The organism is uncultured Maribacter sp. (assembly GCF_947495965.1).
In the GTDB taxonomy this organism is placed as follows: Bacteria; Bacteroidota; Bacteroidia; order Flavobacteriales; family Flavobacteriaceae; genus Maribacter_B.
The window spans coordinates 217497-240112 of sequence record NZ_CANMBB010000003.1; the positions used below are offsets into that span (position 1 = coordinate 217497).

Consider the following 22616-nt stretch of genomic DNA (forward strand, 5'->3'; position numbering starts at 1 on the left):
GCTCCGTTGAGCCCTTTTTTTATGCTCAAAAAAAAACCACAGCTATATTGTATAAAAAAAATACCCAAAAGCAGTATAAACGAATTTTAAGCCTTTAATCTAAAATATTATACCAAACCTTTACTAACCCCTAAATTCGCCTAAGACACTATAACAAATAATACTTGAAAGTGAGTTTGGCGAAGAAAAAAATTATAGTAAAAGAATATCAATTAGAAATTGGAAAAATACAGGTTTTTGACACCCATATGGTTTCCATTTTTAATGAAGGGATTACACTTACTTTAGAGCGTGTTTTCCAAATAATTGGTATTGCAGAAATTCACTTTAAAAACAAACCTTTTGGCTATGTTAGCTATCGTAAAAATTCTTATGCAGTAGACCCTACAATATATAGTCATTTACGAGAACTAAACAATTTAAAAGGGTTTGCTATAGTCTCTGTAAACGAAATAGATATGCATAACTTTAATATAGAAAAACTCTTCTACAAAAAAGCTATGAAATTCTATATAGAATATGATAACGCTATTGCTTGGATAAAAAGAAGGGTTAAAACAAAATAACCTACCCTTCCTCTTGCTGTTCTTGTTGCTCAGGAGATTGCTCTGGAACTTTAAACAAATCTATATAAGCATCACCAAGGGCCTCTATAATATCACTTGCCATTAAGGATTGATACCCAACTTGCTCTACAACCATATCTCCTGCTCTACCGTGTAAATAAACACCGAATATTGCAGCTCCTAGAGAATCATAGCCTTGCGCTAGTAAACCTGTAATTACGCCTGTTAATACATCTCCCGTTCCCGCTGTTGCCATTCCTGGATTACCCGTAGTATTTATATAGCCTTTTCCGTTAAATAAAATAACTGTATTTGCTCCTTTTATAACAAGTACACAAGCATATTTTTTAGAAAATGCTTTGGCCTTTTTAAGCTTATCAAAATCTCCTTTCCACTTACCAATTAACCTTTCCAATTCTTTAGGATGCGGCGTAAGAATAGAGTTCTCTGGGAGTTTTTTTAATAATTCCTTATTCTCAGACAGTATATTTAAACCATCGGCATCTACTACCAAAGGCAACTTATTTTTATCTAAGAATTTAGAAAAAGCATTTACAGTTTCTTTCTCTGTACTTAAACCAACTCCTATACCAATAGCATCTGGTTCAATTTTAAAGTCTATATCCGCAATATTTTCGTCTGAATTTGTTACAACCATAGCTTCAGGAACTGCAGTTTGCATTGGAATATATCCACACTTTGGTATATACGCTGTTACTAATCCGCTTCCTATTTTTAAAGCTGCTTTTGTAGCTAAAATAGAAGCCCCTATTTTACCATAACTACCACCTACTAGTAAAGAATGACCATAGGTTCCTTTATGCGTAAACTTTTCTCTTGGTTTGTATATCGGGAGCACTTCATTCTTACCAATAATTTCATACTCTACCTCTGTTGCAGATAAATATTCTGGATCTAAACCAATATCTAAAACCTCCCATTGCCCTATATAAATTCCCGTATCTGGTAAAAAGAAAATGAGCTTTGGCGCTTGAAAACTTAGAACATAATTTGCTTTAACAACAGCTTTTTCATTAGTAGGAATCTTATCTGTATACAAACCAGAAGGAATATCCACAGAAAGAACAAATGCCTCACTCTTGTGCAAATGATCTATTAAATTAACAACCCAATCACTAGGCGCTCTATTTAAACCAATTCCAAAAATAGCATCTACAATAATGTCATCTCTATGAATTTCAGGAAACTCACAATCAGAATCCATGAAGTTTGGCCATATTTTACGGTCTTTTAATCTATCTAAATTAATTAAAAAATCCTTAGACCTTTTCTCACTATAATTAACAACATAAACCTCTATATTATAACCGTGCTCTTGTAAATGTCTCGCTAAAGCCATTCCATCTCCACCATTATTCCCTATCCCGCAAAACAAGTGAATCTTAACTGGCGCTCCTTGCATTCGCAAATGCATCCAATTAAAAATCTGGATTGCAGCCTGCTCCATAAGAGCATCGCTGGTTATTTGTTGTTTTTCTATTGTAAATTTATCCGCAGCATAAATCTGCTCCGCAGCAAAAAGTTTCATACTATACAATTATTCAGTCAATTAGTGATAATTTCATAAAAATCACTAGAAACATTTGATTAACAACCCAAATGTACTACTTTTGAATCTCACAAAGAACCATGTACGACAAAATTACGGACATATTATTTTCTACTTTAACCAATGGTACAACTACAATTGGAACCACTACCCCTTTGGGGTAAGCAACTACATATACGTCCATTTTTCGCGTTATTTTACGCAATTCACTCATATAGTACAAGTTAATTTCCATACATAATGAAAGTTTTAAAATTCGGAGGCACTTCTGTTGCCAACGCAAAGAATATAGGTTTAGTAAAAAACATTGTTAGCAATAGTAATAACAAAAAAAATATAGTTGTTGTGTCTGCCCTTGGCGGAGTTACAGATTTACTTATTAAAGCTGCCAATTTAGCTGCAAAACAAGACGCAACATACAAACAAGTAATTACAGAAATAGAAGAAAGGCATTTAGCTACTGCTAAAGAACTTATTTCGGTAAAAAACCAAAGTTCCGTTCTAAGCAAAGTAAAAAGTGAACTTAACACATTAGAAACTTTATTAGAAGGCGCTTTTTTAATCGGAGAAATTACTGCAAAATTATCGGATAAAATAGTAAGTTTTGGAGAGCTACTTTCTTCCTTTATTATTAGTGAATATTTTAAACAAGAAGGTTTAGACGCTATTTATAAAGACAGTAGAGAACTTATAAAAACAAACGATTTAAATGGTAATGCTGTTGTAAACTTTAGCCTTACTTATAAAAATGCAAGCACCTTTTTCTCTAATACAAAACATGCTGTTGTAGTAACCCCTGGCTTTATAGCATCTTCTGAAAATGGAAATTCTACAACCTTAGGTCGTGGAGGGTCTGATTATACTGCTGCTATTTATGCAGCTGCTGTAAAAGCAGATATTCTAGAAATTTGGACAGATGTTAGCGGTATGTATACTGCGAACCCAAAATTGGTAAAACAAGCAAAGGCTATTCCTCATATATCTTATGAAGAAGCTATGGAACTTTCTCATTTTGGAGCCAAAGTATTATATCCTCCAACAATACAACCAGTACTTTCAGAAGGTATTTCTATTTGCATTAAGAATACTTTTGAACCAGAAAATGACGGAACATTAATTACAAAATCTAAAAACGAAAAAGGAAAAACAGTTCGTGGTATTAGTAGTGTAGAAAATATTGCTTTACTATCTTTAGAAGGCTCTGGAATGGTAGGAATACCAGGTATTTCTAAGCGTTTCTTTGAAGTATTATCGCAAGCAGAAATTAGTGTAGTTCTAATTACACAAGCTTCTTCAGAACATTCTATCTGTGTAGGTATCTCTGCAGACGACATAGATAAAGCTGTAGAAATTGTAAACGCAGCTTTTGAATATGAGATAGAACGCGGAAAAATTAACCCTGTAATTCCGGAAAAAGATTTAGCAATTGTTGCGCTTGTAGGAGATAATATGAAAAGCCATCAAGGGTTAAGTGGTAAAATGTTTAGCACTTTAGGAAAAAACAATGTAAATATTAGAGCCATTGCGCAAGGTGCTTCGGAAAGAAACATATCAACTGTTATTAAAAAAGACGACGTAAAGAAAGCAATAAACACTTTACACGAGGAGTTTTTTGAAGAAAACGTAAAACAACTTAACCTATTTGTAATGGGTGTTGGTAACGTTGGCGCAAAATTCTTAACTCAAGTTTCGCAACAAAAGAAATATCTAAAAGAAAATTTAAAATTAAATATTAGAGTAATTGGAATTTCTAATTCCAGAACTATGCTATTTAATGAGAGTGGAATTGACCTTAGTAAATGGGAAGACTCTCTAGCAAAAGGGGAAAAAGCAGATAAGCAAAAGTTCTTTGAGAAAGTTAATTCTCTAAATTACAGAAACAGCATTTTTGTAGATAATACAGCTAGTGCAGAAGTTTCCGAAACGTATAATAAATATTTAGGAAACAGTATTTCTGTAGTTACTTGTAATAAAATTGCGTGTTCTTCTAAATTTGATAATTACCAAGAATTAAAAAGATTAGCAAGAGAGTACAATGCTCCTTTCTTGTTTGAAACTAATGTAGGTGCAGGTTTACCAATTATAGATACACTTAAGCATTTAATTGCTTCTGGAGATAAAATCTTAAAAATACAAGCGGTACTTTCTGGAAGTTTAAATTTTGTATTTAATTATTTTAATGATGAAACAACCTTTCATGATATTGTGAAACAAGCTCAGGAAGAGGGATATACAGAGCCGGATCCAAAAATAGATTTAAGTGGGGTTGATGTAATGCGTAAGATATTAATCTTAGCAAGAGAAAGCGGAAACCAAATTGAGATTGAGGATATTGTTAACAATCCTTTTTTACCTAAAGAAAGTTTAGACACAACCAATAACGAAGACTTTTTTGCTTCACTTATTAAACATGAAGATTCTTTCCAAGCTATTTATAAGAAAGCAAAAGACGCGGATAGTAAACTTAAGTATGTTGCACAATATGAAGATGGAAAAGCTAGTGTAGGTTTACAAGAAATACCAAAAGGTCATGATTTTTACAATCTAGAAGGAAGCGACAATATTGTTCTTTTCTATACAGAAAGATATCCTAACCAACCTATGATTATAAAAGGAGCTGGCGCTGGTGCAGATGTTACTGCATCTGGTATTTTTGCAGATATTATTAGAATAGGAAACTTTTAAATATGGAAGAAATAAAAGTCTTTTGCCCTGCTACAATTGCAAATATTTCTTGTGGTTTTGATGTTCTAGGAGTTGCTTTAGATTCTGTTGGAGATGAAATGATTGTTCGTAAAACCAAAGAAGCCGGAATACGAATTACAAAACTAGAAGGGCAAAATTTACCCTTAGAAACCAATAAAAATGTTGCAGGTGTTGCTGGCTTAGCTCTTTTAGAAAAAGCAGAATATACTGGTGGTTTTGAAATAGAAATCTACAAGAAAATTAAAGCTGGTAGCGGTATAGGAAGTAGCGCAGCAAGTTCTACTGGTGCAGTATGGGCTATGAACCACTTACTTGGAAATCCTTTTTCCCAAACCGAATTGGTAAAATTTGCAATGGAAGGAGAACGTTTAGCTAGTGGTGTTGCACATGCAGATAATGTTGCTCCAGCCCTATTTGGCGCTTTTACTTTAGTGCGTAGTTATACGCCTTTAGATATTGTTCCTATAAAGAATCCGTCAGAGCTTTATGCAACTGTTATACATCCCCAGATTGAAGTAAAAACATCGGACTCTAGAAAAATTTTAAAAACTACTATTTCTCTAGAAAATGGCATAAAACAATGGGGTAATGTTGGCGGATTAATTGCTGGTTTATTTATGGAGGATTATGATTTAATAGGCCGTTCCCTAGAGGACCATATCATAGAACCTATACGCTCTATCTTAATACCTGGTTTCGATTCTATTAAAGAAGAAACCATTAAAGCTGGTGCTTTAGGATGTGGTATATCTGGTTCTGGGCCTTCTATATTTACGTTTAGTAAAGGAGAAGAAACCGCACAAAAAGTTGCTGAAGCAATGAAAAAAGTATACAAAAATATTGGTATTGATTTTGACATACATGTATCCAAAATTAATACCCAAGGGATAAAAATAATAAATTAAAGAATGAACTTTTACAGCCTAAATAAACAAGCTCCAAATGTATCTTTCAAAGACGCGGTTATTAAAGGTATTGCGCCAGATAAAGGACTATACTTTCCTGAGAGTATAACGCCATTACCCGCTTCATTCTTTGAAAATATAGAATCCTTATCTAATACGGAAATTGCCTTTAAAGCCATAAAACAATTTGTTTCTTCAGAAATTCCAGAAGATAGATTAAAAGGAATATTAGATACCGTTTTAGATTTTAATTTTCCTGTGGTAGAATTAAATGAAGATACTGCAACTTTAGAATTGTTTCATGGCCCTACTATGGCTTTTAAAGATGTAGGGGCAAGATTTATGGCTAACTGTTTGGGCTATTTTTCTGAAGGAGAAGATAATGAAGTTACTGTTTTAGTTGCTACTTCAGGAGATACTGGAGGCGCTGTAGCTAATGGTTTCTTAGGTGTTAAAGGTGTAAAAGTTGTAATATTATATCCTAGTGGAAAAGTAAGCGATATTCAAGAAAGACAATTAACCACTTTAGGGCAAAACATTTCTGCCTTAGAAGTAGATGGCACTTTTGATGATTGCCAAGCAATGGTTAAAAATGCTTTCTTAGATAGCGAGTTATTAGATAAAATGCAGTTAACCTCCGCAAACTCTATAAACGTTGCACGTTGGTTACCTCAATTATTTTATTTCTTATTTGCTTACAAAGAAGCTAAATCCAAGGGAAAAGAAATTGTATTTTCTGTTCCTAGTGGAAACTTTGGAAATATTTGTGCTGGTTTAGTGGCACAACGTTTAGGCATGCCGGTAAAACAATTTGTTGCAGCTACTAATGTTAATGATACCGTTCCTGAGTTTATGAGAACACAAGAATATTCTCCTAAACCTTCTACAGCAACAATATCTAATGCCATGGATGTTGGTGACCCTAGTAATTTTATTAGAATTCGTCATTTATTTAAAGACAATTTTCAAGATTTAGCTAAAAACCTTTCTTCTTATTCTTTTACAGATGAAGAAACCAAAAAAGCTATGGTAGCCATTTATAAAGATTCTGAATATACTGCGGACCCTCATGGAGCTGTAGGTTATTTAGGTTTAAAGAAATACCAAAAAGAAAATCCTAATACTTTTGGTATTTTCTTAGAGACTGCTCATCCTGTAAAGTTTTTAGATATTGTGGAAGAAACCATGGATGTTAAAATTCCTATCCCTTCGCAAATCTTGAAAGTCATGGATAAAGAAAAAGTTTCTCATAAAATAGGAACTTACGAAGAACTAAAAAGCTACTTATTACAATAGTATTTTTGTTATTACATTTTTATTAAAAAATTCAGTCGAAATAAGCGTATCCATAAATTTTCGATAAATTTGCGCGACTAAATTTATGAAATAATGAAAAATACTGCATTAACTACTATTCACGAATCTCTAGGAGCAAAAATGGTTCCTTTTGCTGGATATAATATGCCCGTTTCTTATGAAGGGGTAAACATAGAACACGAAACCGTTCGCAAGGCTGTTGGCGTTTTTGATGTTTCACATATGGGAGAGTTTTTAATTTCAGGCCCAAATGCATTAGCCTTAATACAGAAAGTAACTTCTAATGATGCATCCAAACTTTCTGTTGGAAAAGCACAATATAGCTGCTTACCTAATGAAACTGGTGGTATTGTAGACGACTTAATTGTTTATCAAATAAAAGAGGAACAATACTTACTTGTTGTTAATGCTTCTAATATTGATAAAGATTGGAGCCATATTACTAAATACAACAAAGAATTTAATGCAGATATGCGCAATATCTCGGAAGGGTATTCTTTACTAGCTATACAAGGCCCAAAAGCGGTAGAAGCTATGCAAAGCTTAACCAGTATAGATTTATCTGAAATTAAATTTTATAATTTTAAAGTTGCAGATTTTGCAGGTATAGAACATGTAATTATATCTGCCACAGGATATACTGGATCTGGAGGATTTGAAATTTATTGCAAAAATGACGAGGTAAAAAAAGTTTGGGATAACGTTTTTGAAGCTGGCGCTACATTTGGTATTAAACCAATAGGATTAGCCGCAAGAGATACTTTACGTTTAGAAATGGGCTATTGTCTTTATGGCAATGACATCAATGACACTACTTCTCCTTTTGAAGCTGGACTTGGTTGGATTACAAAATTCACTAAAGATTTTGTAAATAGCGAAGCTCTTTCGGAAGAAAAAAAACATGGATTAAAAAGAAAATTAGTAGCCTTTGCGCTAGATGAAAGAGGTATTCCTAGACAAGATTATGATATTGTAGACCACCAAGGAAACAAAATAGGAATTGTTACTTCTGGCACCATGTCTCCTTCATTAGGAAAAGGAATAGGCTTAGGATACGTACCAAAAGTATTCTCAGAAATTGGTTCTAAAATAAACATACAAGTACGTAAAAAAGCAATACCAGCAACCGTAGTTAAGCTACCTTTTTACAAAGGATAATGATTGCATACCAAAATATAATAGATAAAATTGTAATAGACTCTAAAAACGTTTTAAATAAAGGTGTTGTGGCGTCTTACATCCCAGAACTTGCAACTATTAATTTAAATAAATTTGGAATTCATATTCTTGATGCTAAAAATAACAGCTATAGTTCTGGAGATGCCTTAGAAGGCTTCTCTATACAAAGTATCTCTAAAGTATTAACACTAGCACTATCTTTTGCTTTAATAGGAGATGATTTATGGAAACGAGTAGATGTAGAACCTTCTGGCGATCCTTTTAATCATTTATCTCTTCTAGAATTAGAAAATGGCATTCCAAGAAACCCATTTATAAATGCTGGAGCAATTGTAATTGCAGATATATTGGTTTCTCATTTAGAAAACCCGAAAGAAGATTTTTTAAATTTCATACGAGAATTAACTAACGATTCCTCCATTCACTACAATGAAAAAGTAGCTTTATCTGAAAAGAATACTGGATTTAAAAACTATGCAGCTGCCAACTTATTAAAGTCCTATGGAAACTTAGATAATGACACGGAAACTGTATTAGATTTTTATTTTCACCAATGCTCCATAGAAATGAATTGCAAACAACTTGCTGATGCTTTTTATATTTTTATGAATCACGGTACATGCCAAAGAGGGAAAAATTACTTAAACATTAATCAAGTAAAACGTATAAATGCCCTAATGCTAACTTGTGGTTTTTATGACGAAGCAGGGGAATTTGCTTTTGAGGTAGGTCTTCCTGGAAAAAGTGGTGTTGGTGGCGGTATAGTAGCCTTACTACCCAATACATATTGTGTAGTAACTTGGTCTCCTGGTTTAAACAAAAAAGGAAATTCCAAATTAGGCATGGCTGCCTTAGAAGAATTAACAACTAGAACAGGGTACTCAATTTTTTAAAATTGGAAGTAAAAAAAATTTTAATAATAGGCGGGAGTGGCTTTATAGGTAATGCTATTTATAAAGAGCTATACCCCTATTTTAATACCTACGGTACTTATAATTCTGCCAGAAGGTCTTTTGAAAAAAATCAACAATTTTTTAAATACAATATGGAAGAGGATGATATATACACCATCCTTGAAAATATAAAACCGCAAATAATTATTTCTGCCATTAGAGGTAATTTTGCATCGCAGATTCAAGCGCATCATCATATAGTAGAATATGTTGAAGAGCATAACTGTAGACTTCTATTTATATCCTCTGCCAACGTTTTTGATGCGTATAGCAAATATCCATCCTATGAAAATGATAAAACGTTATCAGAAAGTATTTATGGCCGTTTAAAAATCAGGATTGAAAACATGCTCTTAAGACTGCCAAAAGAAAAAATGGCAATATTAAGAGTTCCTATGGTTTTTGGAAACACGTCTACAAGAATAAAAGATTTTAAAACGTATATTCTAAATAATGTACCCATTGATGTTTTTCCTAACCTTATAATTAATGTTACTAATGATGATAAGCTAACACAACAAATTCATTATTTAATTAATAGAAATAAAAGTGGAATTTATCATTTAGGCTCTAAAGATTTAGTACACCATGAAGATTTCATAAAAGAAATAATAGAACGTATTGGTACTTTTAACCCCATTTATAAACGAAATTTTACAACTAATAACGAACGTTATTTAGCCGTTTTACCAAAATCTAACAAACTACCAAAGAACTTACAGTATACTTATCAAGAAATAATAGACCATCATATTATTACCTAACTTTATAAAAAATAAAAAAATGCAAAAACTAACCAATACTCAAATAGAAGAGAATTTAAAAAAATTAGATGGCTGGGAATATATAAACGGAGCTATAGAAACAACTTTTGAATTTAAAGATTTTAAAGATGCTTTTTCGGTAATGACTAGAATAGCTTTTGAGTGCGAAAAGCAAAATCATCATCCAGATTGGTCAAATGTATACAACAAACTTAATATTCGTTTAAATACGCACGATGCTAATGGTATTACAGATAACGATATTACACTTGCGCATACCATAGAAGAAATAATTACTAGCGAATAAACCTGCAGCCTCTTGCACTTGCTACAGCAATAAAATTTATTAAATTTGTAATTATACCTTAAAAAAATATAACCATGGGAAGAGCTTTTGAGTTTAGAAAAGCACGTAAAATGAAAAGATGGTCTGCTATGTCCAAAGCCTTTACACGTATTGGCAAAGATATTGTAATGGCTGTAAAAGAAGGAGGGCCAGACCCAGACTCAAACGCAAAACTAAGAGCAGTTATACAGAATGCAAAATCTGTAAACATGCCTAAAGATAATGTAGAACGCGCTATTAAAAGAGCAAGTGATAAAAGTCTTGGTGATTTTAAGGTGGTTTTGTTTGAAGGATATGCTCCTCATGGAATTGCAATACTAGTAGAAACTGCAACAGATAATAATACCAGAACAGTAGCTAATGTTCGTAGCTATTTTAACAAGTGTAATGGTAATATGGGAACTTCTGGTTCTGTAGAATTTATGTTTGACCACACCTGTAATTTTAGAATTCCTGCTGAAGGAATAGACCCAGAAGAATTAGAACTAGAATTAATAGATTTTGGCGCGGAAGAAGTTTTTGTGGATGATGACGGAATTCTAATTTACGCTCCTTTTGAAAGTTTTGGTTCTATCCAAAAAGAATTAGAATCTAGAGAAATTGAAATTTTGTCCTCTGGTTTTGAACGTATTCCGCAAGTAACTAAAAAACTTACGGAGGAACAAGCCGCAGATGTTGAAAAGCTATTAGAAAAAATAGAAGAAGATGATGATGTACAGAATGTATATCATACCATGGAAGAATAAACTACCAATTAAAAAACCACGAAACATTAACTCGCGATATTAGAGTAAAAACGAGTTTACTGTTAACTCTTCATAAATTATACGACTTAATCCTAAATTAACATTATGGTTAAGTCGTTTTTTTTACCTGCAATTCTATTTTTCGCTATTACTTTTAAGGCCTATTCTCAGGATATGAGTCCAGAAAAGTTAGAAGACATAATTACTAAAATTGCAGATACCACCAACTTAAAAGGTAACTCTATACAGTTTATATACAACCGTACTATGCTCGTATGTGTTTACGATGAAAACGCCAACCGAATGCGAATTATTTCTCCTATTATAGAATTTAAAAAATTAGAAGAAGAACAAATACTAAACTCCTTAGTAGCCAATTTTCATTCTGCTTTAGACGTAAAATACGCCCTTAGTGATGAAATAATTTGGTCCGTTTTTATTCACCCATTAAAAGAGCTCACAGCGCATCAAGTAGAAGATGCAATAAAACAAGTATACAATGCCAATATTACTTTTGGCTCTACCTATTCTAGCACCAATCTAGTTTTTCCTGGCAACACTAAAAAAGAAGAGAAAACACCAGAAAAAAAATTAATTGAACGGTTTTAATAGCTATATTTCTCTACCATCCCCTTAACTCCTTTAAAAAATAATTCATAAGATTTAAAGTCTTCTTCTTTATTTCCTGTTGGTGTATATGGTTTAGATATTTTTACTTGTTTTTTTCCAAAATCAAAAGCAACTAATACTATTGGAACTTTTGCTTCTATTGCTATATAGTAAAATCCTGTTTTCCATTCTGTTACTTTTTTACGTGTACCTTCTGGAGCTAAGGTTAATCTAAACTTTTTTCGAGTTTTAAATACCTCAGCAGTGGCATTCACCATATTATTATTTTTACTCCTATCTACTGGAGCACCACCGGTCCATCTAAAAAACCATCCAAAAGGAGATTTAAACAAGCTTTTTTTTCCTACATAATTAATCTCTTCATTCCAAACTTTTCTAATAAGGAGTCCAAGAAAAAAATCTACCCAACTGGTATGCGGCACCACCGCAATAACACACTTATTTACTTGAGGGAAATCTCCAACAGTTTTCCACCCTAAAAGTTTAAAGTAAATAAATTTTGCAATTTTGTGCATCAAAAAAATTAGAATTGTTTTGTCTTAATAAACCTATAAACCCTTATATCTTTTTATAAATAGCCTTAAGTTTACTCTCGGTAATTGTGTCTTGCCAATTTACACCCAAAGCATTTTCCCATAAAGGTGTCATTGCCATAGCTACCTTTATCATGGTGTTAAGTTGCGCTTCAGACAAATTTTCACAAATCCCTTTTGGTAAAATAATATTATGCTTATTCATCATTTTAGAAAATAAAGCAACACCTTCTGGGTAAAATTCTTCTAAGTATTGAAAAACAAGACAATTACCAATACCGTGTTTAACACCCAACACATGAGACAAACCATAACTAATTGCATGTGCAACACCTACTTGAGAGTAGGCAATACTCATACCTCCATGCCAAGAAGCCATCATTAATTTATCTCTTGAACTAGATTCATCTAATTCCTCCATAAAAACCTCTTTACATAAATCTAATGCTTTTTCTCCATAAGATTGGCTAAAAGCATTTAAATATGTGCCATTTAAAGACTCTACACAATGAATAAAACAATCCATACCTGTATAAAACCATTGGTTTTTTTCTACGTTTGTGGTTAAATCTGGATCTAACACAACTTGGTCAAAAGGGGTATAGTCGGAATTAATTCCTAATTTTTTTTCTGGACCAGAAAGTACTGCTGTTCTAGAAACTTCAGCCCCTGTTCCACTAAGTGTTGGTACACCTACGTGGTATACTGCTGGGTTTTTGACTAAATCCCAACCTTGGTATTCTTCAGCTTTTCCTTTGTTAGTAAGCATAATAGACACCGCTTTTGCTAAATCTAAAATAGAGCCTCCACCAATACCAACAATAGCTGCTGGTAATTCTGAATAATTAGTTTTTAGTAGAGAAACTAATGCATCTACCTGCTCTGTTTTAGGTTCTTCTTCGGTAGAAACATAGATTATTTGGTCATTAAATAAAACTGGAATTTCTTTAGACAATTCTTGATTTTCAAAAATTGCATCTACTAAATAAATAACTGGAGTTTCTGAACTTTTACGTTTAGGCAATAGTATTTCTCCCAGTTGTTTAAAACTACCAGCACCAAAGATTACTCTTGGAACCATTGGAAAATTTTTAAACTTCATATACTGTTATTTATTTTGATTTAAAGATTCTTGAAATTTTTCATAAAAAAGACCTACGTGATAGCCATCTACCAAAGCATGATTTACACTTACAGATACTTGCATACTTAATTTTTCATTGTTTGCTTCTATTTTAGCGAAAGCTAATTTAGGAACAGATTCTTTACCTCCATTAACTGGCTCTTTATGTCCTGTAAAGCTTATCCATGGCAAAGCGGAACAGTAAATACAATCTTGAGAATTTTGAGGAGGAAAAAGTGAATTTGAGTTATATATTCTATCCTTTTCCCTTTTCAGATTTTTTTCAAAAACTTTTAAATCTTCGTCATAATTTATAAATGAAAATCCGAATGTTTTATTAGGCCTCATCATGGTTGCAGACGCATGTATGGTATCATACACTACTACCTTATCTTCTTCAATTCTATATTTAAAATTTTCAATCTGATTTATTGCCGTCATACATGCATGTAAGTACACTGAAAAAAAGCTAAGGTCATTTTTTTTAGCAAAAGCATAAGAACTAGTTACATCTACAGCTGTTGTAACAGCAAAATATGGATCTGTAAAGGTGTTAAAAAACTCGAAATGCTGCTTTCTTTCCCAAGCATCAATATCTAGATAATGCATTACAAATAGTTTAAAATATCTTTTATTGAATTTAATTTAAGATAATCTCCATTATCCTCTCCTGCTTTAACAGTTTCATGCTCCCAGGTAGTATGAAAAGGAACGTGAACCGCTTTTGCTCCAATATTTACTAAAGGCAAAACATCGGATTTTAAAGAGTTTCCAATCATTAAAAACTCAGACACATCTATTTCTAAATGCTCTAATAAATTTTGATAATTTTTTTCTTTTTTATCACTTAACACCTCTACATGGTGAAAGTATTTTTCTAAACCAGAACGTTCTACTTTTCTCTCTTGGTCTAGCAAATCTCCTTTTGTTAAAACAATTAGCCTATACTTACTTTGTAACGTTTCTAATACCTCTTCTATACCATCTAACAACTCTACTGGTTGTGTTATCATTCTTTTTCCTATATCTAGAATTTGATTAATAACTTTTTGAGGTATCTTATTGTTAGATAAATCCATAGCAGATTCTACCATAGACAATGTAAAGCCTTTTATACCATAACCGTATAAATGAAGATTTTTAATTTCCATTTTAAACAGTTCTTGGTCTATTTTGTTTTTGGTTTCATAGCCATCTAACAGACTTGCAAATTCTTCTTCAGCCTGTCTAAAATAGGTTTCATTTACCCAAAGTGTATCATCTGCATCAAAACCAATAACTTTTATATTACTGTAATCTACTTCCATTCTGCTCTTGCTCTTTTTAAATCTTCAGGAGTATCTATTTCTATTCCACTTACAGATGTTTCTACCATTTTTATTGTTTTCCCATATTCTAAATAACGAATAGCTTCTATTTTCTCAACAGCCTCTAACATTAACATAGGTAAACGCTGAAAATCCATTAAAGCACTTTTCCTAAAAGCATAAATTCCTTTATGCTTATAGTAAACACTATCTACATTTGTATCTCTAGGGTAAGGAATTGGAGAACGAGAAAAATACAATGCAAAATTTTCCTTATTTACTATTACCTTAACTGTATTCGGGTTACTTATTTCTTCTAAATCCGTAATTTTAACCATTAAAGAAGCTAAATCTATCGCTTTATTAGGGTCGTTTTTAAAAACTTCTAAAACAGCAGCTAAACTTTCTCTATCTGTAAAAGGCTCATCGCCTTGCACATTAACAATAATATCTACCTCTAAGTTTTCTACAGCTTCTGCTATGCGATCACTACCGCAATCATGCTCTTTAATGCTTTTTATAACATTACCACCAGCTTTTTCTATAGTTTCAAAGATAACATCACTATCTGTTACCACATAAACATCATCAAACAACTGTGTGTTTACTGCTGCCTCATAGGTGCGTAATATCACTGGTTTTCCTGCAAGGTCTTGCATTAATTTTGCAGGGAATCTAGAAGCGGCATAACGAGCCGGAATCATTGCTATTACTTTCACGCTATTGCTTATTATATTAATTACTCTTTGGTCTTAATTTTCTGTAAATTGAAAATATTATTACCAAAATTATTATTACTAAAACTGCTGCTAGTATTGGAGCAAAAATGGAAGCCGTAGTAACTGCTACAGCTGTTCCTGTTTCTATTGTTGCTACAACAGGATTAGCAAGCCCTCCTGTAGTTGCAGTAGAAGCCAACCGAGTGGTTGCCCCTGCCCCTTTTATTGCGGTTGCCGTGCCACCCCCTGCAATTATTGCTAAAGACCATGTTACTACAGGGTCTAAATTAGCTACGGTAGACACCATAACTGCTGTACCAGCAATAGCAGCCAAAGGTACTGCAAAACTATCTAAAAGATTATCTATCCAAGGAATAAAATAAGCAAACAGTTCTACCAAGGTTGCCACTCCTAGTGTAACAACAGCAGCTAAACTACCAATCCATTCCCAACTATCATTTAGTTCCCAGATATTAAAATACGAAGCTAAACTTAAAGCAAACAAAGGTAAGAATACCCTAAATCCTACAGATGCTGCTAAACCTACTCCAAGAAATACACTTAAAATTGTTTCTGTTGTCATTTTTTATTTTCTTAATTTTCAAAAAAATCGTTCTTAAAACCAATTAAATATAATTGTTTTTTTGCTCTAGTTACCGCTGTATATAACCACCTTAAATACTCTCTATCTATTCCGTTTGGCATATATGGTTGTTCTACAAAAACAGTATTCCATTGTCCCCCTTGAGATTTATGACATGTTATAGCATAAGAAAATTTTACCTGTAAAGCATTAAAAAACTTGTTATTCTTAACGGCTAAAAATTTCTTATACTTTGATGATTCTTGCTCATAATCTTTCATTACTTCTTGGTACAGTTTGTTCCCATCTTCATAAGATAGTGAAGGAGACTCTGCACTAATAGTGTCTAGTAGCAATACTGTCTCAAAAGGTTTTTGGTTAGGATAATCTACCATAGTTACTTTAACCTCTGCAAATTTGAAGCCATAAATTTCTTTAAACCTAAAAATCTCTAGAACCTCAATAATATCACCATTAGCAATAAAACCAGCTTCAGATTCTGGCTTTAACCAAAAGTAGTTATTCTTAACCACCATCATATAATCGCCAACCGCAAGTTCATTTTCTAAGAATAAAATTCTACTTCTTATATTTTCATTATAAAGATTTGCTCTTTTATTAGACCTTACTATAAATGCAGTTTCTTCTTTTCCATTTTCAGAATAAGAGGCATCTATAGCTTCCTGAATTTCATAACCATCTTGTAACCTTACTATATCTTTAAATGTCTCAACATTAAATTTAAATGTATCGTAAAAAGAACCCTGCAATTCTTCTCTAAGTAATGTAGCATTAACTAATATACCGGAATCTTCTGCCTGCCTTACTACCTCATCTAGCTCTAACTTAACAACATCTTTATTATAGTTTAAAGCAAGTTTATCTTCATCTAAAGCAGGACTTAAACTTAAATGTACTGGTGGTAACTGCGCCGTGTCTCCTATTAATATAAGTTTACAATTATGACCGGAATACACAAATTGTATTAAATCATCTAACAAAGAACCGTTTTCAAATAACCTAGAATCTGCTGGCCTATCCGGTATCATAGAGGCTTCATCTACAATAAATATTGTATTCCTATGCTTATTAGGTGCCATAACAAACTGCACACCTCCTCCACTTTGCTTTTTAGGAAAATAAATTTTCCTGTGTATGGTAAAAGCTTTTGTATTAGAATAGTTAGACATGACCTTAGCAGCTCTACCAGTAGGAGCCATCAGAACAGCTTTACTACCTACTTGCCACAAACAACTTACCATAGTTCCTATTAAAGTTGTTTTACCAGTTCCTGCAAAACCTTTTAACAAAAAGACTTGTTCTTTTTCCTTAGATAATATATAAGTAGCTAGTTTTTGTAAAGCTACAATTTGCTTTAATGTAGGTTCATGTGGAAACTTAGATTTTAGTAAACCAAAAAAGGATGCATCAGTAATAGATTTCATATAACATCAAATATAATCAGGATTTTTTCTAGAAAACCTTTTACGATTAAAAAAAAATTGTAGATTTGTGAGAACCACTAAATATAATTAACACATATAAAATGAAGACCATAATACAAATTGTACTTTGGATTGCGTGCATCGGTTTAGGATATGCTATTTACCAATCAGTTAACGGACCAATCGAATTTAAAAAAGTAAAACAAGAACGTTTTGCAAAAGTTGTTGCTAAATTAAAAGACATTAAAAATTCACAAGAAGCCTATAAAACTGTAACTGGAAAGTACGCAAATGACTTTAAGGGTCTTATTGATTTTGTAGAAAGAGGAAAATATACAATAACACAACAAAGAGATTCTTCTTTCATGCAGTTTGATGAAACTTACCAAATTGATGTATTAAAAGAAGTGAAAATTATAGATACTCTAGGATTTGTATCTGTAAAAGATTCTTTATTCAAGAAGGACGATCGTTACAAAACTATGATGAATGTTCCTGGTGCTCCAAATGGCGAAAAATTTACTATGAAATCTTCTGTTATAGAAAAGAGTGGCTACAAAGCTCCTGTTTTTGAAGCAAAAGTTGAAAAAAGCGTAGTATTATATGACCAACCTAAAACTCTTTTAGAACGTGAAAATGCTCACGCAAGTGTTGAAGAGGTTAATGGTAGTACAATTAAAGTTGGTTCTCTAGAAGAAGTTAGCACAAGTGGTAACTGGCCTCCTATTTATGACAAAAAGAACGAATAATATTACTAACATCGAAAATAACGATTATAAGAAATTGTCCATTCAAATTAGTTTGAATGGACTTTCTTTTTGTATTGTAGATACAATTAGCAATAAAATAATTGCTTCTAAAAGTTTACTTTTTAAAGAAGAAGTAAACTCTTATGATTTAGTAAAAGAGCTAAAACCTGTCTTAGAAGAAAATAACATAACCACACAAAAATTTTCTGAAGTTATAGTTATACATAAAAACCTATTATATAGTTTGGTTCCTAAGGCTTTATTTAATCCTAACGAACTAGAAAGTTATATAAACTTTAATTCTAAAATTCTTGCTACAGATCTTTTAGCTTATGACGAAATAGAAAATCATGATATAATTCCTGTTTATGTCCCTTTTGTTAACATTAACAATTACATATATGACCTCTTTGGAGAATTTACTTACAAGCACAATAGTTCTGTAATGATACAAACACTTTTAGGGCTCTCTAACACCTCTAAAGAACCTATTTGCTATATTCATGTTTCTGAAAAACATATGGATATAACTATCCTTAAAAACAAAAAAATAATATTACATAACTCTTTTAACTTTAACTCTAAAGAAGATTTTATATACTACATTCTTTTTACTTTAGAACAGCTAAATTTAGACCCTGAAACAATACCATTAAAACTTTTTGGCACTATAGAAGAAGGAGATAATTTATATAATATAAGCTACAAATACATAAAGAATATAACCATTTTTATTCCAAAAAATACGTATCATCCAATAGCTGAATCTAATTCAGAGACTATAGATTTTACAGTTTTAAATGCTTTATAATGCGAATAATTTCAGGGAAACATAAAGGAAGATATTTACAGGCTCCTAAAAAATTACCTGTAAGGCCAACTACAGACATGGCCAAAGAAGCACTATTTAACATATTAAATAACTTATATTATTTTGAAGATTTGGTGGTTTTAGATTTATTTTCTGGAACTGGCAATATTAGTTTTGAATTTGCGTCTAGAGGAGCCACACAATTAACAGCAGTAGATGCTAATTACAGCTGTGTACAATACATTGATAAAATCTCAAAAGAATTAGAGTTTAATATAGATACAATAAAGAGTGATGTTTTTCAATATTTAGAAAAAGCTGCCAAAAAAAGCACTGTTATTTTTGCAGATCCACCCTATGATTTATCTATTGAGGATTTTTCTAAAATTCCAGAACTGGTCTTTAAAAACAATTTATTATTAGATAATGGAGTATTAATTGTAGAACATTCCAAACATACTGATTTATCTAATTTAGACCATTTTACCAACCAAAGAAAATATGGGGGGAGCGTATTTAGTTTCTTTGAACAAAACCCAGATTAAATAAAACACACTTTGCTATGAAAAAACATCAATATAAAATAAAAACTGTTTGGACTGGCAATGAAGGCACTGGAACAAAAAATTACAAGACATACAACAGGAATCACTCCATAAACGGGGAAGGAAAATACACAGAAATACTTGGTTCTTCTGACCCATCTTTTTTAGGAGATAAAACAAAATACAACCCTGAAGACTTGTTTTTATCTTCAATTTCATCTTGTCATATGCTTTGGTATTTACACTTATGCGCTACCAACAACATTATTGTTACCTCTTATAAAGATAATGCAACTGGTTGCATGGAAGAAAGCCCCAATGGTAGTGGAAAATTTACTAGTGTTACCTTAAACCCTGTAATTACCATAACAAATAGCTCTAACAAAGACAAAGCTATTAATTTACACGAAAAAGCTAATGAAATGTGTTTTATAGCTAATTCTTGTAATTTTAAAATAGAGCATAAAGCTACAATATTAATAGAATAAAAAAGCAGGTCATAAGCCGGATTCTGTCTTTGTTAAAAAACAAACCCTTATCATTTATCTAGACTATTAGTTACCTAATAGCTCAAACCGCCTACCCTTCAGCTTGGACGTGCTGCCCTCAAGCACTGATTTACGTGACGTTTCACCGTATAGAGTTTACCTGGTTTCACTACAGCATTACCTGTACATACTTTCTGTTGCACTTGTCCGTCCCAAAAAAGGGAGACGGGTGTTACCCGCTATACTGCACTATGGTGTCCGGACTTTCCTCTCTTCGCTTATAGCGAACAGCGATAAGGAGACCTGCTAGGGCACAAATGTAACTTAATTGTTGATAAATATATAGCTATTATTACTTAAATAAAGTGCAAAATCTTTAGCTATTTTTATATTTGTATATCGCTACATTGTTAGAATAGTGATTTATAATAAAAAGTAATCGTATTTGGAACCATTTATAGTATCGGCACGAAAATATAGACCTAAAACATTTAAAGATGTTGTTGGGCAGCAGGCTATAACCAATACCCTATTAAATGCTATTGAGAGTAATCATTTAGCGCAAGCGTTACTTTTTTGTGGTCCGCGTGGGGTTGGCAAAACAACTTGTGCAAGAATATTAGCAAAGCAAATAAATCAAGAAGATTCTCAAAATTCTGATGAAGATTTTGCTTTTAATATTTTTGAGTTAGATGCGGCATCTAATAACTCTGTAGATGATATTCGTAGTCTTATAGACCAAGTGCGTATACCTCCACAAGTTGGAAAGTATAAAGTTTATATTATTGATGAGGTACACATGCTAACGCAATCTGCCTTTAATGCTTTTCTTAAAACGCTAGAAGAGCCTCCTAAACATGCCATCTTTATTTTAGCGACTACAGAAAAACACAAAATAATACCTACTATTTTATCTCGTTGCCAAATATTTGATTTTAAACGCATAACAGTAAAAGATGCTACGGAGTATTTAAAATACATAGCGGAAAATCAAGGTATTGAAGCAGAAGAAGAAGCATTACATATTATTGCACAAAAAGCAGATGGCGCTATGAGAGATGCGCTTTCTATTTTTGACCGTGTAGTAAGTTTTTCTGGAAAAATCCTTACAAGAAAAGCGGTTACAGAAAACTTAAACGTATTAGATTATGATACGTATTTTTCTGCTACAGATTATATTTTAAACCATAGTATACCACAAGTTTTAATTCTATTTAACAAAACACTTTCTTTAGGTTTTGATGGACACCATTTCATAAGTGGGTTAGCATCACATTTTAGAGATTTAATGGTATGCCAACACCAAGAAACTATATCTTTATTAGAAGTTGGAGAGGTAACAAAAAAGAAATACCAAGAACAAGCAAAAAAAGCATCCACTTCTTTTTTACTTCAAGCATTAGACATTGCTAATGATTGTGATTTAAAGTATAAAACCAGTAAAAACCAACGATTACTTGTAGAACTTACTTTAATGAAGCTATCCTCTATCAATTTTGATGGAGAAAAAAAAAATCCTGAATCCGTAGCATTACACAATAAAACCATCTCGTTTATTGCCCCTGCTTCTTTTTATCATTCTAAAAAAGAGAAGACTTCTACCAATACTATAAAAACAGAAAACAGCAAACCAATTCCAATTGCAGAAGAACCAAAAGCAGCTGCCACGCCCCAAAATACAGTTTCTATTCCTGAAACCAAAGCACCTATAACCAACACAATTACTAAAGAAGCTCCTGCTCCAAAAAAAATAGATTTAAAAAATCCTATAAAAAGAGTTTCTGGCTTATCTATATCTAGCCTTAAAGCCAAAAAAGAACATGAGTTAAACAAAAAAGAACTTGTAGTTGATGAATCTAAACTTCCTAAAGATGTTGTATCCGAAGAAAAATTACAGAAACTATGGGCAGAATTTGTTAATGTGATTGATGCTAAAGGGCAAAAAATACTAGCATCTAACCTTAATGCAGATATTCCAAAACTTAAAAATGAGACCACCATACATATAGAACTCCCTAATGATACTATGAGAAAAGAAGTAGAGAGAGAACAATATGAACTTATGGAGTTTCTAAAAAAGCAACTAAATAATTACTTTTTAGAGTTAAAAATTAAAGTAAATGAAACTACAGAAACTAAGTTTGCATTTACACCAGAAGAAAAATACGAGAAACTAAGACAAAAAAACCCTGTAATAGATTTACTTAGAAAAGAATTTGATATGGATTTAACTTAATTTCTTCTAGCCCTAATAGCAAATATGGCAAACATTATAGCCATAATAAGCAATCCAAAAGCCTCTCTAGCCTCTTCAATATTTTTAATATCTCCAGCTCCTATTTCAAAACCTTCAAATTTTTCTGGATACATATAAAAAAATCCTACTAAACTAATCACAGCAGCTAGTGCTAACAATACTGGATGAATTTTATTTAAAGCAAAAGCAATAGAAAGTATTGTTGCGCAAGAATATATAACAATCCAAAGCATTGGATCTGGATCATTATATTGTAATAATGCAGAAATAAAACATAATGCTCCATATAAAAAACCCAAATATTTATCTAATTTCTGCATACTAATAAAAAACAAAATGTACTATATCTTTCAAAGATACTATTTTGATGTGAT

At 32.1% G+C, this 22616-nt stretch carries 24 protein-coding genes and 1 other RNA gene; 15 read left to right on the top strand and 10 right to left on the bottom strand.

The window, feature by feature from the left end:
• Window positions 1–170: 170 nt before the first annotated feature.
• On the top strand, window positions 171–566 hold the full coding sequence (locus Q0820_RS08860; RefSeq protein WP_298487070.1) for an STAS/SEC14 domain-containing protein: 396 nt from the start codon (window positions 171–173) through the stop codon (window positions 564–566).
• Window position 567: 1 nt separating this feature from the next.
• On the opposite strand, the gene Q0820_RS08865 is transcribed toward Q0820_RS08860, so the two are convergent.
• Entirely contained in the window at window positions 568–2115 is a 1548-nt protein-coding gene (locus Q0820_RS08865; RefSeq protein WP_298487072.1) for an NAD(P)H-hydrate dehydratase, read from the bottom strand.
• Between the two features lie 261 nt (window positions 2116–2376).
• Between Q0820_RS08865 and thrA the strand changes: the two genes are divergently transcribed.
• From thrA to Q0820_RS08910, 9 genes are all read left to right on the top strand, one after another.
• Window positions 2377–4821, top strand: a complete 2445-nt coding sequence (gene thrA / locus Q0820_RS08870; protein WP_298487073.1) for a bifunctional aspartate kinase/homoserine dehydrogenase I — start codon at window positions 2377–2379, stop codon at window positions 4819–4821.
• Between the two features lie 2 nt (window positions 4822–4823).
• Window positions 4824–5747, top strand: coding sequence for a homoserine kinase (locus Q0820_RS08875; RefSeq protein WP_298487075.1), 924 nt, complete (start codon window positions 4824–4826; stop codon window positions 5745–5747).
• A 3-nt stretch (window positions 5748–5750) separates the two neighbouring features.
• The gene (gene thrC / locus Q0820_RS08880; protein ID WP_298487077.1) at window positions 5751–7043 is read left to right on the top strand and encodes a threonine synthase; all 1293 of its coding nucleotides are present in this window, start codon (window positions 5751–5753) and stop codon (window positions 7041–7043) included.
• A 93-nt stretch (window positions 7044–7136) separates the two neighbouring features.
• Entirely contained in the window at window positions 7137–8222 is a 1086-nt protein-coding gene (gene gcvT / locus Q0820_RS08885; RefSeq protein WP_298487079.1) for a glycine cleavage system aminomethyltransferase GcvT, read from the top strand.
• Window positions 8222–9136: a glutaminase gene (locus Q0820_RS08890; RefSeq protein ID WP_298487081.1), complete on the top strand. Its 915-nt coding sequence runs from the start codon at window positions 8222–8224 to the stop codon at window positions 9134–9136. The genes gcvT and Q0820_RS08890 overlap by 1 nt, the downstream gene beginning before the upstream one ends.
• 2 nt (window positions 9137–9138) lie before the next feature.
• Window positions 9139–9960 carry a sugar nucleotide-binding protein gene (locus Q0820_RS08895; RefSeq protein WP_298487083.1) on the top strand — a complete coding sequence of 274 codons (822 nt, stop codon included), beginning with the start codon at window positions 9139–9141 and terminating at the stop codon, window positions 9958–9960.
• Window positions 9961–9979: 19 nt separating this feature from the next.
• The gene (locus Q0820_RS08900; RefSeq protein WP_298487085.1) at window positions 9980–10267 is read left to right on the top strand and encodes a 4a-hydroxytetrahydrobiopterin dehydratase; all 288 of its coding nucleotides are present in this window, start codon (window positions 9980–9982) and stop codon (window positions 10265–10267) included.
• 74 nt (window positions 10268–10341) lie between these two features.
• A complete protein-coding gene (locus tag Q0820_RS08905) occupies window positions 10342–11052 on the top strand; it encodes a YebC/PmpR family DNA-binding transcriptional regulator (protein ID WP_298477157.1) in 711 nt (236 codons plus the stop codon).
• Between the two features lie 105 nt (window positions 11053–11157).
• The gene (locus tag Q0820_RS08910; protein ID WP_298487087.1) at window positions 11158–11661 is read left to right on the top strand and encodes a hypothetical protein; all 504 of its coding nucleotides are present in this window, start codon (window positions 11158–11160) and stop codon (window positions 11659–11661) included.
• Here Q0820_RS08910 and Q0820_RS08915 read toward each other — a convergent pair.
• The 7 genes from Q0820_RS08915 to Q0820_RS08945 are packed head-to-tail and all read right to left on the bottom strand — an operon-like array spanning window position 11658 to window position 17392.
• On the bottom strand, window positions 11658–12197 hold the full coding sequence (locus Q0820_RS08915) for a 1-acyl-sn-glycerol-3-phosphate acyltransferase (RefSeq protein ID WP_298487290.1): 540 nt from the start codon (window positions 12195–12197) through the stop codon (window positions 11658–11660). The two genes, Q0820_RS08910 and Q0820_RS08915, sit on opposite strands and share 4 nt — an antisense overlap.
• Before the next feature lie 43 nt (window positions 12198–12240).
• Entirely contained in the window at window positions 12241–13317 is a 1077-nt protein-coding gene (locus tag Q0820_RS08920) for an iron-containing alcohol dehydrogenase family protein (RefSeq protein ID WP_298487089.1), read from the bottom strand.
• A 6-nt stretch (window positions 13318–13323) separates the two neighbouring features.
• Window positions 13324–13947, bottom strand: a complete 624-nt coding sequence (locus Q0820_RS08925; protein WP_298487092.1) for a CatA-like O-acetyltransferase — start codon at window positions 13945–13947, stop codon at window positions 13324–13326.
• The gene (locus tag Q0820_RS08930) at window positions 13947–14645 is read right to left on the bottom strand and encodes an HAD family hydrolase (protein WP_298487094.1); all 699 of its coding nucleotides are present in this window, start codon (window positions 14643–14645) and stop codon (window positions 13947–13949) included. The genes Q0820_RS08925 and Q0820_RS08930 overlap by 1 nt, the downstream gene beginning before the upstream one ends.
• Window positions 14636–15349: a 3-deoxy-manno-octulosonate cytidylyltransferase gene (gene kdsB / locus Q0820_RS08935; RefSeq protein ID WP_298487291.1), complete on the bottom strand. Its 714-nt coding sequence runs from the start codon at window positions 15347–15349 to the stop codon at window positions 14636–14638. Before kdsB ends, Q0820_RS08930 begins: the two co-directional genes overlap by 10 nt.
• 31 nt (window positions 15350–15380) lie before the next feature.
• Window positions 15381–15947: a DUF4126 domain-containing protein gene (locus tag Q0820_RS08940; RefSeq protein ID WP_298487095.1), complete on the bottom strand. Its 567-nt coding sequence runs from the start codon at window positions 15945–15947 to the stop codon at window positions 15381–15383.
• Between the two features lie 11 nt (window positions 15948–15958).
• The gene (locus Q0820_RS08945; protein ID WP_298487097.1) at window positions 15959–17392 is read right to left on the bottom strand and encodes an AAA family ATPase; all 1434 of its coding nucleotides are present in this window, start codon (window positions 17390–17392) and stop codon (window positions 15959–15961) included.
• Window positions 17393–17493: 101 nt separating this feature from the next.
• Between Q0820_RS08945 and Q0820_RS08950 the strand changes: the two genes are divergently transcribed.
• Genes Q0820_RS08950 through Q0820_RS08965 form a run of 4 tightly spaced genes read left to right on the top strand, consistent with a single transcriptional unit; the run spans window position 17494 to window position 19985 of the window.
• Window positions 17494–18141: a hypothetical protein gene (locus tag Q0820_RS08950; RefSeq protein WP_298487098.1), complete on the top strand. Its 648-nt coding sequence runs from the start codon at window positions 17494–17496 to the stop codon at window positions 18139–18141.
• Complete coding sequence (locus tag Q0820_RS08955) at window positions 18122–18952, top strand: DUF3822 family protein (protein ID WP_298487099.1); 831 nt, start codon at window positions 18122–18124, stop codon at window positions 18950–18952. The genes Q0820_RS08950 and Q0820_RS08955 overlap by 20 nt, the downstream gene beginning before the upstream one ends.
• On the top strand, window positions 18952–19497 hold the full coding sequence (gene rsmD / locus Q0820_RS08960) for a 16S rRNA (guanine(966)-N(2))-methyltransferase RsmD (RefSeq protein ID WP_298487101.1): 546 nt from the start codon (window positions 18952–18954) through the stop codon (window positions 19495–19497). The genes Q0820_RS08955 and rsmD overlap by 1 nt, the downstream gene beginning before the upstream one ends.
• 17 nt (window positions 19498–19514) lie before the next feature.
• Window positions 19515–19985 carry an OsmC family protein gene (locus Q0820_RS08965; protein ID WP_298487102.1) on the top strand — a complete coding sequence of 157 codons (471 nt, stop codon included), beginning with the start codon at window positions 19515–19517 and terminating at the stop codon, window positions 19983–19985.
• Here Q0820_RS08965 and rnpB read toward each other — a convergent pair.
• Window positions 19983–20295: RNase P RNA component class A (gene rnpB, locus Q0820_RS08970), an RNA gene on the bottom strand. The genes Q0820_RS08965 and rnpB overlap by 3 nt on opposite strands.
• A 135-nt stretch (window positions 20296–20430) precedes the next feature.
• Between rnpB and Q0820_RS08975 the strand changes: the two genes are divergently transcribed.
• On the top strand, window positions 20431–22221 hold the full coding sequence (locus Q0820_RS08975) for a DNA polymerase III subunit gamma/tau (RefSeq protein WP_298487104.1): 1791 nt from the start codon (window positions 20431–20433) through the stop codon (window positions 22219–22221).
• On the opposite strand, the gene Q0820_RS08980 is transcribed toward Q0820_RS08975, so the two are convergent.
• Window positions 22218–22562, bottom strand: coding sequence for a transmembrane 220 family protein (locus Q0820_RS08980; protein WP_298487106.1), 345 nt, complete (start codon window positions 22560–22562; stop codon window positions 22218–22220). The genes Q0820_RS08975 and Q0820_RS08980 overlap by 4 nt on opposite strands.
• Between the last annotated feature and the right edge of the window lie 54 nt (window positions 22563–22616).